This window comes from Clostridium sp. 1001270J_160509_D11 (assembly GCF_015667935.1).
GTDB lineage: Bacteria > Bacillota > Clostridia > Peptostreptococcales > Peptostreptococcaceae > Intestinibacter.
In genome coordinates this window covers 1-16025 of record NZ_JADPET010000063.1, presented here as the reverse complement: position 1 = coordinate 16025, position 16025 = coordinate 1, and the positions used below count along the sequence as shown (strand labels likewise).

Genomic DNA, 16025 nt, shown 5'->3' with positions numbered 1-16025 from the left:
AACAATTTCTCTTATTATATTTTCATCTATTACAGCACTATCTACTAAAATACTAATAGTCGATTTGAAAATTTCATTTAAAGGCTTTAGCTCAGTCAAGACCTTTTCACAATTTAAGTGAAGAGACTTTAAGAGAAATAATACCTTTACTAAGAGGTAGTGTAAAGTTTTTTGAGAAAGGTGCTTTACTGATAGATGAAGGCGAATACATAGATTATATCGGGATAATTCTAAGTGGAAAATTAGCAGTATCTAATTTCTACTCTACTGGAGATGAAAGTTTAGTAAATAAACTTGAACCATCTTATTCTTTTGGACTCGAAATTACTTGTACATATGAAAAAATTAGCCCATTTTCAATCTATGCATTGACTGATTCTGAAATATTTATATTTAATCAAGATGTAATTTTTCAAAAGGGGTTTATATCAGAGGAATATCGATTTTTAATATTAGAAGATGTACTTAAGTTTATTGCTAATGAAAATATGAGAAAATATCATAAGATAAAGATAATATCTCATTATAAACTAAGACAAAAAATTATTGCATATTTATTATTAGAAAAGCAAAAACACAATAGTGATAGATTTACCATACCTTATAATCGCGAAGAGCTTGCAAAATTTTTATGTGTAAATAGAAGTGCTCTTTCTCACGAACTCAGCAATATGCAAAAAGAAGGTCTTATAAAATACAATAAAAATAAATTTGAAATACTTTCTATGAATATATAAATATTAGTATAAATTGCTCCATATTGATATTTAATTTATACATCGTTGGCACAACAACATATTTATATTATTTATTAGTATATAATTATAGATAAGTCATACTATTGATTAATTTAACTTATATTTAGTTTATGTGCATAAACTAGTATTAAATAAAATACCATATCCTTATAATAAAGTTTCACCCCCTAAGTTTTGTGTAACTTAGGGGGTCCTTTGTGTTTAATATTTATGAACAAGTCACGATTTGCTCTTTTATATCTGAATAGATTTGAAGACCTTTCGTGTTATATACTTTTATGACATCTTGATTTATATTTGAATCTTGTACTATTTGTTTTACTATATTTTCTTTATTTTTAAGTTTACTTTCATTAAATACTACATCACTCTTATTATCAAATAACGCAACATAAAATATACCTGTCTCAACTAAGTCTTGGAAAAAGTGACTTCCATACGACAACTCTGGCATTAAATCTTTATTGCTGTATGCTATTTCACACATAACAGACATATTACATAATTCTGTGAATTTAACAGGAACGCCAAGTGCTGGATTACTACTTCCCCATCTACCTGGGCCCATCAGCATTGCATTTTTTCCTTTTAGCTTTTTGTTTATTATACCGACTTGTCTAGCAATATTATATTTCTCTACTTCTGGCAATTTTATATATTCTTCAGATGATATAAATACTATATAATCTATTGCAAGTCTCACATTTCCACCCATAAAGTTTCCTTTTGATGAAAATAAACAAGAATTTTTATCTTCTAATTTAGGCAATTCGACAGTCTTTCCAAGTCCTCTTGTTTGGAGCGGTCTACATTGAACAATATTAATTTTAAAATTACCTTGTCTGTCAAAGTTGGCTGTATATTCAATATCGACTGGATAATTGTATTTTGAAGATACAACTTTTAATATTTTTTTCATAGCTTCTGGAAACTTTGTACTTCTCAATAATCTTTCAAAATTCAATATAAATGGTATGTTAGATGTATCTACGCCAACTCTTTGAAGTCTTTCTTCTGTTTCTTTGTCTTTTGAGCCAAATAAATTGCTTTGTGTTTTTAAATTGCTTTTTACTGCATCATTTATCTTTATTGTCTCTAATTTATTTTTATTTAAATTTAAGACATCTACATAATGTTGTGAAAATTTTCGTGGGTCTTTCATAGTCATAGCAGGAAGTCTTGTAGGATCATCTAGAGCAACTATTCTTACATAGTCGTTGTTTACTCTATCTACTGCTCTAGTCCCAAGACCGAATACTAATCTTAGCATTCCTGCATCCATATCAATTTTCTTGTTCCAAACATATAAATTTGATGAATTTGCAACACCTGCTATATGAGGGAAGAAGTACTCTCCATAATAATCTCCAGAAACCCTCTGAACAAGTATAGCCATCTGTTCATCTCGTTTATCTAAACCTCGATTTTTTCTATAATTAAGTGCATCATCATTCATAGTGCTCGCATATACAGTTCTTATAGCATCTTCAAATGCTTTTAATCTCTCACTTGGATTTCCTTGGTTTATGCAAAATACGCTATCGTATTTTCCTGCAAATGCATTTCCAAAATTGTCTTCTAATAGAGAACTTGATCTTACAATTATAGGACATTGACCGTAATATTCTAATAAATGCATAAATTGTTCTCTTATCATCTCTGAAAACTTTCCACTTTTCATTCCATCTTGTAATTCTTTTGCGTATTTAAAATACCCTTCATCTGTCTTTTGTTTCATTCTCAAATCCCATAATCCATTTTCAACTATATAAGAATAAAATACATCTGTTCCAATATAAAATGAATCATGTGGCTCTAATATATCTTTAAATTCGTCTTTTGTTTCTTCTGATTTAGATATAATAGCAGTTGCCATAAGCATCCCTATACTCTTTCCACCTATAAATCCCGTACCTATTTCTCTAGATGCAATTTGGACCATATCGGCTAAAGTAAAATATTGATTGCACATTTTATTTATCTTTGCATCTTTTCCTACTAATATATCTATTAAATTTTGTTTCATTTTATCTTGAGTTAATTTATCTTGTGTTAGAGCTGCTTTTGCTTTGTTGAAGTTTATTCTCCAATAACCTAATCTTTTATTTCTCCAGTCAAAATGAGAAAATAATTTTGATGCTTCACCGCTTGATGTTATTGTTGTAACCTTGTCTCCTTCCACCTTATGTGGAAAGAATAAAATTGGAGTATATCTATCTTCTACCTTTAAAGGATGTATATAGAAATTTCCTTCTACATTGTATATATCCATTAAAACTTGTGCTGTCTCTCTTATTTTAGCTATTGTGTCATAAGTATATGAATTTCTTTTTATAGAAAAATATGCAACTGCTCCTATTTTATATAAATATGGACATGTAACTTTAAAAAAGTTAACTGTCATCAAATCGGAATACCATCCTCTTTGAATATATGTAAGACTGTCAAATACATATACTGCATTTTCACTTTGAGTTTTTATTATATTTCTAACCGACATTGTAAATTCTTCAAACCCCTTATCTAAATCAAGTTCAAATAAATTTATAGATTCTATATCGTCTATTATCGGCTCCATCTTTCCAAACTTTATATAGTTTACTTTTTTACCATCATCTATTGCCTTTTTAGCAAAAGCATTTGCGACATATTTATAGTTATTTATATCCTCGACTTGCCATACAACATTATCTCCAGGATACAATCCTCCCATTATATCGTCAAAACCTTTTATCCCTGTACTAATATTATCCACAAAAACCCCTCCTTTGCAGAAAACCTCTTAATTTAAATTGTATCATATGACATATTTTTATCCTTAATATAAATAAGTATTTATATATTAATCTTATTTTCTAACCTTTATATCTAATTTTTTATTTAAATTAAAAAATACCGCAAAACCAAACCTTGTATTTGCGGTATATTTATCTAAACTATATTAAAATGTTGTAGAGCATATTCTATTCCATCTTCATCTACATCTTTTGTTATAAAGCTCACGATTTTTGATAAATCCTGTTTTCCATTTGCCATCAAAACTCCATTTGGACAATATTCAAACATAGCAGTATCGTTATAGCTATCTCCAAAAGCATAGCTATCTTCTTTTTCTAAATTAAAATAATCTAATAAAAACTGCATTCCACTTGCTTTTGAATGACCTTTTGGAACAACTTCAAAGAAATTGGCTCCTCTATCTATATAGTCGAAGTCCTCATTTTCTAAGTATTCTACAATATTATCTCTCTTGTCTTCATTTTCTAATGTAAAGCAAAATTTATCAAAAGACATATCTTCACTTTTTAAAGATTTTATTGGAAATCCTCTATCCATAAATAATTTAATTTTATTTTGTTTTTCTGGATTTTCTGTTTCCAAATCCATATATATATTTTCTGTTCCTTCAATAATGACATCTGCTTCATTATCTTTTAACATATTTAAAATATCAGTGTATTTATTTTTATCGATAGTTTTATAATATAAAACTTTTCCACCGATTTCTATATAAGTTCCACATCCACAAATATATCCATCAAAGCCCATATCTTGAAGTCTTGGCTCAATTAAGGCTCTTGTTCTCCCTGTATTTATAATTGTTATATGGCCATTTTCTTGAGCTCTCTTTAGAGCAGTTTTTGTACTTTCTGGTATCTCCCCACTAGACTCTGAAATTAATGTTCCATCAATATCAAAGAACAATATTTTTCTATTACTCATTTATTTCCTCCTTAAGTGTTTTCCTCTGTCCCCTAAAATTACATTATCTATATCATTTACTATTGTTTCTCTTTCTTCTTGTTTTAAAGAGTCATTTTCATATATTTTTTTACGCAAATCTCTGAGCATATCATTTTTATGCTTTAGTTTTTTATTGTATTTAGCTTCTATTTCACTAAAACTTTGATTCAACTTATTTATAAGAGATGCCATCTCGTCTGAACTCCCGGCTATCCTGTTGAGCAACATTAAGTTTTGTGCTAAAAGGTCGGGAATATCATAGTCATGGCTATATCTGAGTTGATGATCTATTTCTCCATATCCTTCTTCAAAAATAGTTCTTACTTGTATTTCGATTATAGATGAATCGTATTTTGTACCGTATTTAATTAAATAGTGAACTGACCTATATCCTGATATTCTAGACCTTACAGGAATAGATTTTTCTTCAAATGGGGCTACATTGTCACCCTCTCTTATATTCGCTACTATCTCTATTACTTCCCATCTTTCTGTTATAAATTTATGGATTTCTTCCCAGTCTTCTTTAAAAAGATGTATAACACGTATTCCCATTAAATCGGTAATTTCATCTTTATAGTTTTGGATACTAAAATTAAAATTATCACCGTATTTTTCTCTTCTGTCAGGAGTTTTTCTGACTAATTTTTGTAATAACCTTTTTGGATCTTTAACCCTCGTTTTTACAGAATGCACCTTTGGATGTTGCCTCAATACATTTGCAACATAAGTTAATCTAGCATCACAAATATCAATAGATTTTTTATAATCTTGTAGTATGTTATATAAATCAACCCAATTTATATTTAAATCTATTAAATCTTGTGCATCCAAACCGTACATATCTAAAAAATAATTTCTGTCCATATGCCATACTTACCTCCCTAACTAATTTTGCTTATTTAAACTTCTGTCAAGTGAATAGAATTTAATAGTGTTTTTTGCTTTTTTCTCTATATTTAGAAGGTATTATACCTGTTGATGCTTTAAATTGAGATGTAAATGAGCTTGCTTTTTTAAATCCAATTTCTTTAGCTATATCTCTTAAAGAATAGTCTGTTGTTTCTAGTAGTACTTTGGCCTTTGATATTCTTATCTTTATTAAGTAAGAATGTGGCGTTTCTCCGAGCGCCTTTTTAAAAGCAGAGCCAAAGTAATTTTTAGATAACCCTGCTAACTGTGCCATCTCTTCTATTTTTATTTCTTTATTATAATTATGATTTATAAAATCTGCAACTAAATATATACCTTTTTGGTAGCTTTGCTTTTCCTTAAAAATATCTATTGTTTTATTTGTCTTTCCTGTAATTATCTCTCTACATAAAAGATTTGCTATCATATCTAGTTTAGTTGAATCTTTTTTATCATATTTTTTAAATTCTTCTGCAAATATATGCAAATAAAATTTTAATTCTCTCGATAAGTATATAGGATGACTAAATATATTATCCTCACAATTTAATTCATCCATTATATTTTGTAGATAATCTTTCTTTACAAGAATATCTGTATATTCTACATTAGAAAGTCCGTACTTTATTCCATGATTTTGTTGACTTTTGATTGTATATATATATCCTATCTCTCCAAAAAATATACTGTCTTCATTTATTAAAAAAGGTATTGGACTATTTGGAATAAAAAATTCATATTCATTGTGACTATGTACTCTTGATTTTGTTATAGATTCATCTAAAGATTTAGACTTTGCTATAAATATATTTTTATTATAGTATATATCACAATTTTCGTATAATTCCTTAGCTCTTTGCTCATATGAATTGACTATATCAATCATAAAAATTCCTCCATTCTCATAAGAACTAATGCATTATAAAACTATACGTTTATTCCTTACATTTTTCTTCAAACCAATCCCAAGTCATATCATATCGTCCTTCAAGTAACCATTCTGGGCATTGTTTGCCGTTGTAATCTTGATGCTTTTTTAAACCTAATCCGTCTTGATAATTTTTTAAAATCTTGTACAGTTCTATAGCATTTAAATAAGCTTGTCTCTGTTTATACATATTGTTGTACATACAGATTTCAATAGATATACCAGTTAAATTTCCGTATTCTGTTCCTTGTGCATATGCCTGCCAATTTAAAGGAACATTTTGTATTATTTTATCGTATCCTACTGTTATTGTCCACGATGCTTTTCTATATTTTGAATAACTTGTTCCCGCATATGGGTCGCTATTTGCATTTTTTAATGACTCATACATCTGTTCTGCATCAACATCTATACATGCAGTTTGATGTATTACTACATCTGTAGGTTTTATTACCTGTGCTGATATACAAGATCCTTTTTCTAACAATTTATCTGATATTACTTCTGCTCTTCCTATTTTTGTTCCATTTATAAGTACATTATCACTTACATATGATTTTGATGAAGAACCATAACTTAAATTTAATTTACTTATTAATAGACAAATTAAAAATACTATCATTATAAGATAAAAAGTTATATTCTTGTTTTTCTTAAAAAAATCTATATCAATAGATTTTAATTGTCTTTTGCTCATACTAAAATCCCCCATATATTATATTGTATCTCAATTTACATTTTATTTCTCATATATACATAATATCGTGAAAAAATGTTTTTTTCATTTTAAATTCCTTAACTTTTCTTAATTTCAAAAAATAAAAGCCTCCTATTGGAGACCTTCATACTTATCCTCAAAAAATATATTTATTTTTTCTATTACATCACATAGAACTTCTTGTTCTTCATCGTTATAAGAGTTTAATGTTGCTTGTACCATTTCTTTGTGAAAATCTGCATGTATTTTATAAGCATGCTTTCCCTTTTCAGTTAGACTTACTAACACAACTCTCCTATCTTCTTCCGTTCTCGATCTTTCAGCATAGCCCTTTTTTATAAGTCTATTAATTGCAGAAGTTAGCGTTCCAACTGTTATTCTTAAGTCATGGGCAATTTCTCCCATAGTTCTGTTTCCTTGAGTTCCTATTGCATCGATTGTGTGTATCTCTGTTATAGATAAATCTTTTATCTCAGAACTTTTTAAAACCTTTTCTTCTATATGTAAAATATCATTAAATAATTGCACCAAAAGTGAATTTAATCGTTCCGCTCTCTTTTCCATTTTATTTTCTCTCCATATTTATTTTAATCTTAAATGTATTATAATAAATTTTAGAAATAATTTCAATTGATATTATACTTCATAAAAGTTACCCATTTGTCTAAATTTATCATATCTCTTTTGTAATAAATCTTGTTTTTTTATATCAATTAAATTATTTAAATCTGAATTTATGAGTCTTTTTATGTTGTCTGAAACTAAAGAAGGATTTGTATGTGCACCTTCTATTGGTTCATCTATTATATTATCTATTATTCCCAAACTAAGTAAGTCTAAAGCTGTTATTTTCATAACTTCTGCTGCTTCTTTAGTTCTTGATGAATCTTTCCATAAAATTGTCGCAAATCCTTCTGGAGATAAAATAGAGTAAATCGAATTTTTAAGCATATACACCTTATCAGATACACTAAGTCCCAATGCCCCTCCACTGCCGCCTTCTCCTGTTATTATTGATATTATTGGTGTTTTTAGTCTACTCATTTCCATTAAATTCTGTGCAATTGCCTGACCTTGGCCTCTTTCTTCTGCCCCAACTCCACAATATGCACCTGGTGTATCGACAAAACATATTATAGGTCTATTAAATTTTTCAGCTTGTTTCATAAGTCTTAATGCTTTTCTATATCCTTCTGGATGAACCATTCCGAAATTTGTATCTACATTTTCTTTTAGATTTTTACCTTTATTAACTCCTATTACTGTTACACTTATTTTATCTATTGATGCAATTCCACCTATTACTGCTTTGTCGTCTCTAAAATTTCTATCACCATGGAATTCAATAAAATCATCGAAAATATTTTCTATATAAAATCGTACGTTTGGTCTTTCTTTATTTCTCGCTATCTCTACAATATTCCATACTTCATTCTTTTTATCCTTCAACATCTACCACCACCTTTAGATATTCTTCTCTTTATATTCCATGTAATTTAAGTACTCTTGATAAATAATTTTTTAAATTTTTTCTATCTACAATATCATCTACAAATCCCTTTTCTAACATAAATTCTGCACTTTGGAAGTCTTCTGGTAATTTCTGATTTATTGTATTTTCAATTACCCTACGCCCTGCGAATCCTAAAATTGCTCCTGGTTCAGAGATTATTATATCTCCAAGCATTGCAAAACTAGCGGTTACTCCTCCTGTTGTTGGATTTGTTATTACACTTATATACAAAAGTCCTGCTTCATCATGTTTTGCTATTGCTGCAGATGTTTTTGCCATCTGCATAAGTGAAATTATTCCTTCTTGCATTCTAGCTCCTCCAGAAGCAGTAAATATAATAAGCGGAAGTTTATTTTGTGTTGCATATTCTATAATTCTTGTAATTCTTTCACCGACAGCACTTCCCATACTTCCCATCATAAAATTACTATCCATTATTGCAGTTGCTACTTTTTTTGAATTTATATTTCCAACCCCACAAAGTACACCTTCTTCTAAATCAGATTTTTGTTCAGCTTTTTTTAACTTTTCTTCATATCCTGAGAATTCTAGTGGATTTTTAACTTTTATTTCTTGAAACATCTCAATAAAGCTATCTTTATCGAATATTTGATTTATCCTTTCTTTTGCAGATATATTGAAGTGGTAATTACAATTAGGGCATACATAATCATCATTTTTTAGATCTTCTAAATAAATTATACTCTTACATTTTTTACAATTTATCCATTTTCCATTTGGTATATTAGGTATAAATTCTTTATCTTTTAGTGGTTTGCTACTAACTGTTATATATTCTTGTTTTCTAAATAAATTTTTAAGCATTATTTCTCACCAACTTTTCTGCTATAAATGATGTATCATAATTTCCTTTTACAAAATCTCTATTATTTAATATACTGTATTGAAAATCTATATTTGTCTTTACTCCTCCTATTGCAAATTCTCCTAGTACTCTTTTCATCTTTATTATTGCTTCATCTCTAGTAGCGCCATATGTTATCATCTTTCCTATCATTGAGTCGTAGTATGGAGGTATTTCATATCCAGAATAAATTGCACTATCAACTCTAACCCCTGGACCTGATGGTATATATAATTCTTTTATAAGTCCTGGAGATGGTCTAAAATTATCATCTGTGTCTTCGGCATTTATTCTGCATTCAATTGCATTTCCGCTTATACAAATATCATCTTGAATCAAATCTAATTTCTTTCCCGATGCTATTTTTAATTGTTCCTTAACTATATCTACCCCTGTAACCATTTCAGTTATAGGATGTTCAACCTGAATTCTAGTATTCATTTCCATAAAGTAAAAACTGCAATCTTTATCCACAAGAAATTCTATTGTCCCTGCATTTTTATAATTTACAGCCTTTGCTGCACATTTTGCAACCTCTCCCATTTTTTCTCTAAGTTTTGGATTTAAAAAAGTAGATGGTGCTTCTTCTAGCACTTTTTGATTATTTCTTTGAAGTGAACATTCTCTTTCGCCTAGATGAATTGTATTTCCATATTCATCAGCTAAAATTTGAAATTCTATATGTCTTGGTTTTTGTATAAATTTTTCTATATAAATTCTATCATCTGAAAAACATGCTTTTGATTCTAACTTTGCAGCGTTATAGTTGTGTTCAAATTCATCTTCTTCATTTACTATTCTAATTCCTTTTCCACCACCGCCAGCAGCTGCCTTTATCATTACTGGAAAACCAATTTCCTTTGCTATTTCAAGTGCTTGTGAAACTGAAGTTATTTCACCTTCATATCCGGGAACTACAGGTACATTTGCTTTTTTCATAACTTCTCTTGCTTTAGCCTTATTTCCCATAAGTTCTATAATCTTATAATCTGGTCCTATATATTTTATATTGCACTCTTCACACATCTTTGCAAATTTAGGATTTTCAGATAAAAAACCAAACCCTGGATGAATCCCTTCACACCCAGTAAGCACACATGCACTTAGTATATTAGTCATATTCAAATAACTATCTTTACTTTGCGCTCCCCCTACACAAACTGCTTCATCTGCCATCTGTGTATGAAGTGCATATTTATCAGCTTCTGAATAAATCGCAACTGTAGATATACCAAGTTCTCTACATGCACGTATTATTCTAACTGCTATTTCTCCTCTATTTGCTATTAAAATTTTCTTTAGCATCTTATCACCTACCCAATTGCAAACATTATTTCACCTTGGCAAACTACCTTTCCATCTACACTTGCATACCCAGTTCCAACTCCTATAGATCCTCTTAATTTTGTTATCTCAATTTCTAAATCTAATCTATCCCCAGGCATTACTTGTTGCTTCCATCTTACTTTGTCTGCTCCAACTAAAAAACCTATTTTCCCTTTGAATTCTTCTTTTGAAAGAATACAAATAGCACCCATTTGTGCTAAAGCTTCTAATATCAAAACTCCTGGCATTACTGGATAATCTGGAAAATGTCCGTTGAAAAATTCTTCATTTATAGATATATTTTTAAACCCTTTTGCTCTTTTTCCTTCTTCAACTTCTTCTACTCTGTCTATCATTAAAAATGGATATCTATGTGGTAAAATTTCTTTTATTTCTTTTGTTCCTAACATAATTTTCTCCTATAATTTTTTCACCTTAAATAATTCTTGTCCATATTGGACCATCTTGCCCTCTTGTGCCATAATCTCAACTATCTCACAATTAAATTCAGCATTTATTTCATTCATCAATTTCATTGCTTCGACTATGCAAACTATATCACCTTTGCTTACCTTGTCCCCTTTTTGAACAAAAGACTCTGCATCAGGTGATGATTTTGAATAAAATGTACCAACTATTGGCGATTTTATAAAATCTATATTTTCTTCTAATTGTGACTTGTTCGTCATATTTTCATTTTCTTTAATATTTATTTTTGAAGAAATTGCATTGTTATGTTGTTTTTCTTCCTTATTTTCTATTGCTGAAACTTCATTTTGTATTTTATTAGATACATAATCTCTATACATACTCTTGTCTATTTTTATATATCCCTCTTCATTCTCCAATTCAAAATAAGCTAATTTTGAATCGTCTAAAATAGAAATTAATTCTTTTACTTCATTAAAATTCATAACGTCCTCCGATTAATCCCACTTTTTAAATAATAGACATGCATTATGTCCTCCAAATCCAAGTGAATTGTTAAGAGCATATTTTAAATCTTTATATCTTCCTTTGTTTGGAACATAATCCAAATCTAATTCTTCTTCACTTTCTGTATAACCTATTGTTGGAGGTATAAAACCTTCATTTAATGCTCTTACACATATTATTGATTCAACTGCTCCCGCTGCACCTAATAAATGACCTATCATTGATTTTGTCGATGATATTGGTATATTTTTCGCATCTTCTCCGAAAGCATTTTTTATAGCTCTAGTTTCATATAAGTCATTGTAGTAAGTAGATGTCCCATGTGCATTTATGTATGAAACATCGTTCATTTTTACATTTGCTTCTTTGACTGCATTTTTCATCGCATTTGCTGCAGCTACTCCTTTTGGTGATGGAGAAGTTATATGATATGCATCACATGTTGAACCATATCCAACGATTTCTGCAAGTATATTTGCTCCTCTTTTTTTAGCATGTTCTAAACTTTCGATTACTAATATTCCAGCACCTTCTCCCATTACAAAGCCTCCTCTATCTTTATCAAATGGAATTGATGCTTTAGTTTTATTTTTGCTAGTTGATAATGCCCTCATATTTGTAAAACCAGCAATTGCAATTGGTGTAATTGATGATTCACAACCACCAGTTATTGCTATATCAGCATAACCATCTTTTATATGTCTGTATGCATCTCCTATACTATTAGTTCCCGTTGCACAAGCTGTTACTACTGATGTACACATTCCTCTAGCCCCAAATTTAATTGCGATGTTTGCTGCTGCTGCATTTATTATAGTCATTGGTATATACATTGGTGATATTCGTTTTATCCCCTTAGTATGTAACGTTTTGAATTCTTTTTCATTAGTATTAAATCCACCAATACCTGAACCTACTATAACTGCAAATCTGTCTTTATCTATTTGATTTAAATCTAATTTTGCATTTTCAACTGCCTCCATACTTGCAATCAGTGCGTATTGAGTAAATTTATCTAATCTTCTACATTCTTTTTTATCTAAAAATTTTTCTATGTCTAAGTTCTTTACTTCTCCCGCAAATTTCACATCTAATCCTTCTGTATCGATTGATTTTATTGTATCTATTCCTAATTTTCCAGATTTGGCATTTTCCCAAAACTCAGTCTCTGTATTTCCAATTGGAGTTACAGCCCCCATTCCTGTTATAACTACTCTATTTTTCATTTAATCCTCCCGTTTTTCGAATTACATAGCCATTCCACCATCTACGTGAATTACTTGGCCTGTTATATAATTTGAATTTTCACTGCCTAAAAATAATGCCACATTTGCTATATCTTCAACATTTCCAAATTTATTTAATGGTATTTGTGATAATATTTTTTTCTTTTGATCATCACTCAAAATCTTGGTCATATCTGTATCTATAAATCCTGGGGCTATTGCATTAACTGTGATATTTCTGCTTCCTATTTCTTTTGCAAGTGATTTTGTCATCCCGATTAATCCAGCCTTTGATGCACAATAATTAACTTGTCCTGGATTTCCAACCACACCTACTACAGATGCCATATTTACTATTTTTCCGTATTTTTGCTTTAACATTATCGGAGTCACTGCTTTTAAACAGTTGAAAGCCCCTTTTAAATTTGTTTTTATTACTCTATCAAAATCTTCTTCTTTCATTCTTATAATAAGATTGTCTTTTGTTATTCCAGCATTGTTTACTAATATATCAACTCTTCCAAATTCTTTTTTTGCTTCTTTTATAAGATTTTCTGCTTGTTCTAATTCGCTTACATCTGCTTTTACTACTAATACTTGAGAACCTAAATCTTCTAATTCTTTTTTAACTTTTAATGCTTCTTCCTCATTATTTCTATAATTAATAACTACATTTGCCCCTTCTTTTGCAAATTTTGTAGCTATACATTTTCCTATGCCTCTTGATGCACCTGTTATTACAGCACATTTTCCCTTTAACATAAAATCCTCCATTTTAGCTTTTATAAGTTTTATAAAGCCACTTTAATATATAATTTCTTTATAATTCCAAATTTGATATTGTGCTTTCTAATGAATCAATATCACACACATTATATATTTTTACTGATTTATCTATTTTTTTTACAAATCCACTTAATGCTTTTCCTGGGCCAACTTCTATAAAAGTGTCCACACCCTTGTTTATTAAATCTCTTATGCTCTTTTCGAATAAAACTGGTGACATTATTTGTTGTCTAAGTAGCTCTTTTATATCATCGTCTTTTTTATAGGGGGCACCTTTTACATTTGAATATACAACCTTTTTAAAATCATTTATATCTGCTTTTTTTACTTCTTCATAAAATTTATAACTTGCATCTTTGTACATCGAACAGTGAAACGGACCACTTACCTTTAATGGAAGTGCCCTTCCACCAAGTTCTTTTGCTATTTTAACACTCGCCTCTAAAGCTTTTACTTCTCCTGAAATTACTGTTTGACCAGGACAATTATAATTTGCACCTTCGACTAATCCAAATTCACTTGATCTTTTTATCAATTCTTCAATCTTTTCTGGACTTAATTTTAAAACTGCCACCATACTTCCTTCTTCTGGGCTTATAGCACTATCCATTATCTCAGCTCTCTTTTTGATTAGTTTAATTCCATCTTCAAAACTTATCACACCAGAATCAACAAGTGCACCATATTCACCTAATGAAAGTCCCAAGGTATACTTAGCAGAAATTCCTCTAAGCTCTACAGCCTTAGCACATGCAAGCGATGTAAGTAGGATTGCTGGTTGTGAATATTTAGTTCTTTTTAAATCATCTTCATTACCATTAAAAATCATCTCTTTCATAGGCATATTTAAAATCTCATCACCCATATCGAATATTTCTTTACATTCATATATATTGTCATATAAACTTTTTCCCATGCCTACATATTGTGAACCTTGCCCTGGAAAAAGAAATGCTATATTCTCATTCATAATCTCCTCCATATAAAACTTGTGTAATTTATTTATGCATTGAATTTAAAACTTATATTATTTGTCTATTTATAATTTATACATTTATCAAACTCAGTCATTAGCTCTTCTATTATTTCCTTGCAACTTTGCTCCTTTTTCACAAGTCCCGCTATTTGACCTGCCATAACACTTCCATTTTCTGTGTCACCTTCTATAACTGCTTTTCTTAAAGCACCTCTAGTTAAAGATTCTAGTTTTTCAGAATTCGAATTACTTTTTTCTATTTTTATATACTCTCTAGTTAGTTTATTTCTAAGAACTCTTACTGGATGAGAAGTTGAAGTCCCTGTAACTTCTGTTTCTATATCTTTAGCTTTTAATACTTTTTCTTTATAGTTTTTATGTACATTACATTCATTTGAAACTAAAAAGCGAGTTCCCATTTGGACACCGACAGCTCCCAACATAAATGATGCCGCGATTCCTCTTCCGTCTCCAATTCCCCCAGCTGCTATAACTGGAATATTCACTGCATCTACAACTTGTGGAACTAAACTCATTGTAGTCGTTTGGCCTATATGTCCGCCAGACTCCATTCCCTCAGCTATCACGGCATCTGCACCGAACTTCTCCATTCTTTTTGCAATTGCTACTGATGGAACTACTGGAATAACCTTAATTCCGTGACCTTTCCACATTTCTATATATTTACCTGGACTTCCTGCACCCGTTGTAACTACAAGAACTTTTTCATCACATACTAAGCGTGCTATCTCATCTGCATTATCTTGCATAAGCATTATATTTACACCAAATGGTTTATCTGTTAGCTCCTTTGCTTTTCTAATTTGTGCTCTTACAACTTCTGTTGGTCCAACACCACTTATTATCCCAAGGCCACCTGCCTCACTAACTCCAACAGCAAGAGATGCATCTGCAATCCATGCCATACCTCCTTGTATTATTGGATATTTTATATTCAATAATTCTGTTATCACATTACAATTCATAACCTCGTTAAATCCTCTCTTAATATATTTTAATAAATCTAACTAAATAGCTAGTTAGATTTATTTGGATTTATTAAATTTTCACTTTGCAATAATACTACTTAACTGCAACTTTTCCTTCTATGTATGCAACTAAATCTTGAACTGATTTTAGATTTTCAGCATCTTCTATTTCAATATCGAATTCTTCTTCTATCTCAGTAACTAATTCAAAAACATCTAGTGAATCTATTTCTAAAGATTCAAAAGTACTTTCCAATTTTATATCTTCCTTTTCTATAATATAAACTTCTCTAGCCCCTGCTTTTCTTGTTGCATCTTCAACAGCTCTTTTTTCTACTTCAGTAACAC

The 16025-nt window shown here is 29.8% G+C and carries 17 protein-coding genes; 1 reads left to right on the top strand and 16 read right to left on the bottom strand.

Features of this window, described 5'->3' with window-relative positions:
* Nucleotides 1-137 precede the first annotated feature (137 nt).
* Nucleotides 138-737, top strand: coding sequence for a Crp/Fnr family transcriptional regulator (locus I4U58_RS14315; protein WP_347708170.1), 600 nt, complete (start codon nucleotides 138-140; stop codon nucleotides 735-737).
* A gap of 229 nt (nucleotides 738-966) precedes the next feature.
* Here the strand turns inward: I4U58_RS14315 and I4U58_RS07590 are convergent, their stop codons facing one another.
* The 16 genes from I4U58_RS07590 to I4U58_RS07515 all read right to left on the bottom strand — a co-directional run.
* Entirely contained in the window at nucleotides 967-3513 is a 2547-nt protein-coding gene (locus I4U58_RS07590; RefSeq protein WP_295576130.1) for a PEP/pyruvate-binding domain-containing protein, read from the bottom strand.
* Between the two features lie 176 nt (nucleotides 3514-3689).
* Entirely contained in the window at nucleotides 3690-4481 is a 792-nt protein-coding gene (locus tag I4U58_RS07585) for a Cof-type HAD-IIB family hydrolase (protein WP_195930686.1), read from the bottom strand.
* On the bottom strand, nucleotides 4482-5369 hold the full coding sequence (locus I4U58_RS07580) for a RelA/SpoT domain-containing protein (RefSeq protein ID WP_195930683.1): 888 nt from the start codon (nucleotides 5367-5369) through the stop codon (nucleotides 4482-4484).
* A 61-nt stretch (nucleotides 5370-5430) separates the two neighbouring features.
* Nucleotides 5431-6300, bottom strand: a complete 870-nt coding sequence (locus tag I4U58_RS07575; RefSeq protein ID WP_195930681.1) for a helix-turn-helix domain-containing protein — start codon at nucleotides 6298-6300, stop codon at nucleotides 5431-5433.
* Between the two features lie 49 nt (nucleotides 6301-6349).
* Nucleotides 6350-7039: a peptidoglycan recognition family protein gene (locus I4U58_RS07570; RefSeq protein WP_195930680.1), complete on the bottom strand. Its 690-nt coding sequence runs from the start codon at nucleotides 7037-7039 to the stop codon at nucleotides 6350-6352.
* A 132-nt stretch (nucleotides 7040-7171) separates the two neighbouring features.
* Nucleotides 7172-7624: a MarR family transcriptional regulator gene (locus I4U58_RS07565; RefSeq protein WP_007286046.1), complete on the bottom strand. Its 453-nt coding sequence runs from the start codon at nucleotides 7622-7624 to the stop codon at nucleotides 7172-7174.
* 72 nt (nucleotides 7625-7696) lie between these two features.
* Nucleotides 7697-8512 (bottom strand): acetyl-CoA carboxylase carboxyltransferase subunit alpha, encoded by an 816-nt coding sequence (locus I4U58_RS07560; RefSeq protein ID WP_195930679.1) that lies wholly within the window; start codon nucleotides 8510-8512, stop codon nucleotides 7697-7699.
* Nucleotides 8513-8540: 28 nt separating this feature from the next.
* Nucleotides 8541-9398, bottom strand: a complete 858-nt coding sequence (accD, locus tag I4U58_RS07555) for an acetyl-CoA carboxylase, carboxyltransferase subunit beta (RefSeq protein ID WP_195930678.1) — start codon at nucleotides 9396-9398, stop codon at nucleotides 8541-8543.
* Nucleotides 9391-10743 carry an acetyl-CoA carboxylase biotin carboxylase subunit gene (locus I4U58_RS07550; RefSeq protein ID WP_195930677.1) on the bottom strand — a complete coding sequence of 451 codons (1353 nt, stop codon included), beginning with the start codon at nucleotides 10741-10743 and terminating at the stop codon, nucleotides 9391-9393. The genes accD and I4U58_RS07550 overlap by 8 nt, the downstream gene beginning before the upstream one ends.
* A gap of 8 nt (nucleotides 10744-10751) precedes the next feature.
* Nucleotides 10752-11174, bottom strand: a complete 423-nt coding sequence (gene fabZ / locus I4U58_RS07545) for a 3-hydroxyacyl-ACP dehydratase FabZ (RefSeq protein WP_195930676.1) — start codon at nucleotides 11172-11174, stop codon at nucleotides 10752-10754.
* A gap of 9 nt (nucleotides 11175-11183) precedes the next feature.
* The gene (gene accB, locus I4U58_RS07540) at nucleotides 11184-11678 is read right to left on the bottom strand and encodes an acetyl-CoA carboxylase biotin carboxyl carrier protein (RefSeq protein WP_195930675.1); all 495 of its coding nucleotides are present in this window, start codon (nucleotides 11676-11678) and stop codon (nucleotides 11184-11186) included.
* A 12-nt stretch (nucleotides 11679-11690) separates the two neighbouring features.
* On the bottom strand, nucleotides 11691-12926 hold the full coding sequence (fabF, locus tag I4U58_RS07535) for a beta-ketoacyl-ACP synthase II (protein WP_195930674.1): 1236 nt from the start codon (nucleotides 12924-12926) through the stop codon (nucleotides 11691-11693).
* Between the two features lie 21 nt (nucleotides 12927-12947).
* Complete coding sequence (gene fabG / locus I4U58_RS07530) at nucleotides 12948-13688, bottom strand: 3-oxoacyl-[acyl-carrier-protein] reductase (protein WP_022071618.1); 741 nt, start codon at nucleotides 13686-13688, stop codon at nucleotides 12948-12950.
* Between the two features lie 58 nt (nucleotides 13689-13746).
* Nucleotides 13747-14682, bottom strand: a complete 936-nt coding sequence (fabD, locus tag I4U58_RS07525) for an ACP S-malonyltransferase (RefSeq protein WP_195930673.1) — start codon at nucleotides 14680-14682, stop codon at nucleotides 13747-13749.
* Between the two features lie 65 nt (nucleotides 14683-14747).
* The gene (gene fabK, locus I4U58_RS07520; RefSeq protein WP_195930671.1) at nucleotides 14748-15674 is read right to left on the bottom strand and encodes an enoyl-[acyl-carrier-protein] reductase FabK; all 927 of its coding nucleotides are present in this window, start codon (nucleotides 15672-15674) and stop codon (nucleotides 14748-14750) included.
* Nucleotides 15675-15771: 97 nt separating this feature from the next.
* On the bottom strand, nucleotides 15772-16025 hold a 254-nt coding region (locus I4U58_RS07515), incomplete at its 5' end, for a phosphopantetheine-binding protein (protein ID WP_195930669.1).

What these genes read in the sequence shown, in the direction of transcription:
- I4U58_RS07585 (WP_195930686.1), bottom strand. Translation starts at nt 4,481, where the DNA reads ATGAGTAATAGAAAAATATTGTTCTTTGATATTGATGGAACATTAATT.
- I4U58_RS07580 (WP_195930683.1), bottom strand. Translation starts at nt 5,369, where the DNA reads ATGGACAGAAATTATTTTTTAGATATGTACGGTTTGGATGCACAAGAT.
- I4U58_RS07575 (WP_195930681.1), bottom strand. Translation starts at nt 6,300, where the DNA reads ATGATTGATATAGTCAATTCATATGAGCAAAGAGCTAAGGAATTATAC.
- I4U58_RS07570 (WP_195930680.1), bottom strand. Translation starts at nt 7,039, where the DNA reads ATGAGCAAAAGACAATTAAAATCTATTGATATAGATTTTTTTAAGAAA.
- I4U58_RS07565 (WP_007286046.1), bottom strand. Translation starts at nt 7,624, where the DNA reads ATGGAAAAGAGAGCGGAACGATTAAATTCACTTTTGGTGCAATTATTT.
- I4U58_RS07560 (WP_195930679.1), bottom strand. Translation starts at nt 8,512, where the DNA reads ATGTTGAAGGATAAAAAGAATGAAGTATGGAATATTGTAGAGATAGCG.
- accD (WP_195930678.1), bottom strand. Translation starts at nt 9,398, where the DNA reads ATGCTTAAAAATTTATTTAGAAAACAAGAATATATAACAGTTAGTAGC.
- I4U58_RS07550 (WP_195930677.1), bottom strand. Translation starts at nt 10,743, where the DNA reads ATGCTAAAGAAAATTTTAATAGCAAATAGAGGAGAAATAGCAGTTAGA.
- fabZ (WP_195930676.1), bottom strand. Translation starts at nt 11,174, where the DNA reads ATGTTAGGAACAAAAGAAATAAAAGAAATTTTACCACATAGATATCCA.
- accB (WP_195930675.1), bottom strand. Translation starts at nt 11,678, where the DNA reads ATGAATTTTAATGAAGTAAAAGAATTAATTTCTATTTTAGACGATTCA.
- fabF (WP_195930674.1), bottom strand. Translation starts at nt 12,926, where the DNA reads ATGAAAAATAGAGTAGTTATAACAGGAATGGGGGCTGTAACTCCAATT.
- fabG (WP_022071618.1), bottom strand. Translation starts at nt 13,688, where the DNA reads ATGTTAAAGGGAAAATGTGCTGTAATAACAGGTGCATCAAGAGGCATA.
- fabD (WP_195930673.1), bottom strand. Translation starts at nt 14,682, where the DNA reads ATGAATGAGAATATAGCATTTCTTTTTCCAGGGCAAGGTTCACAATAT.
- fabK (WP_195930671.1), bottom strand. Translation starts at nt 15,674, where the DNA reads ATGAATTGTAATGTGATAACAGAATTATTGAATATAAAATATCCAATA.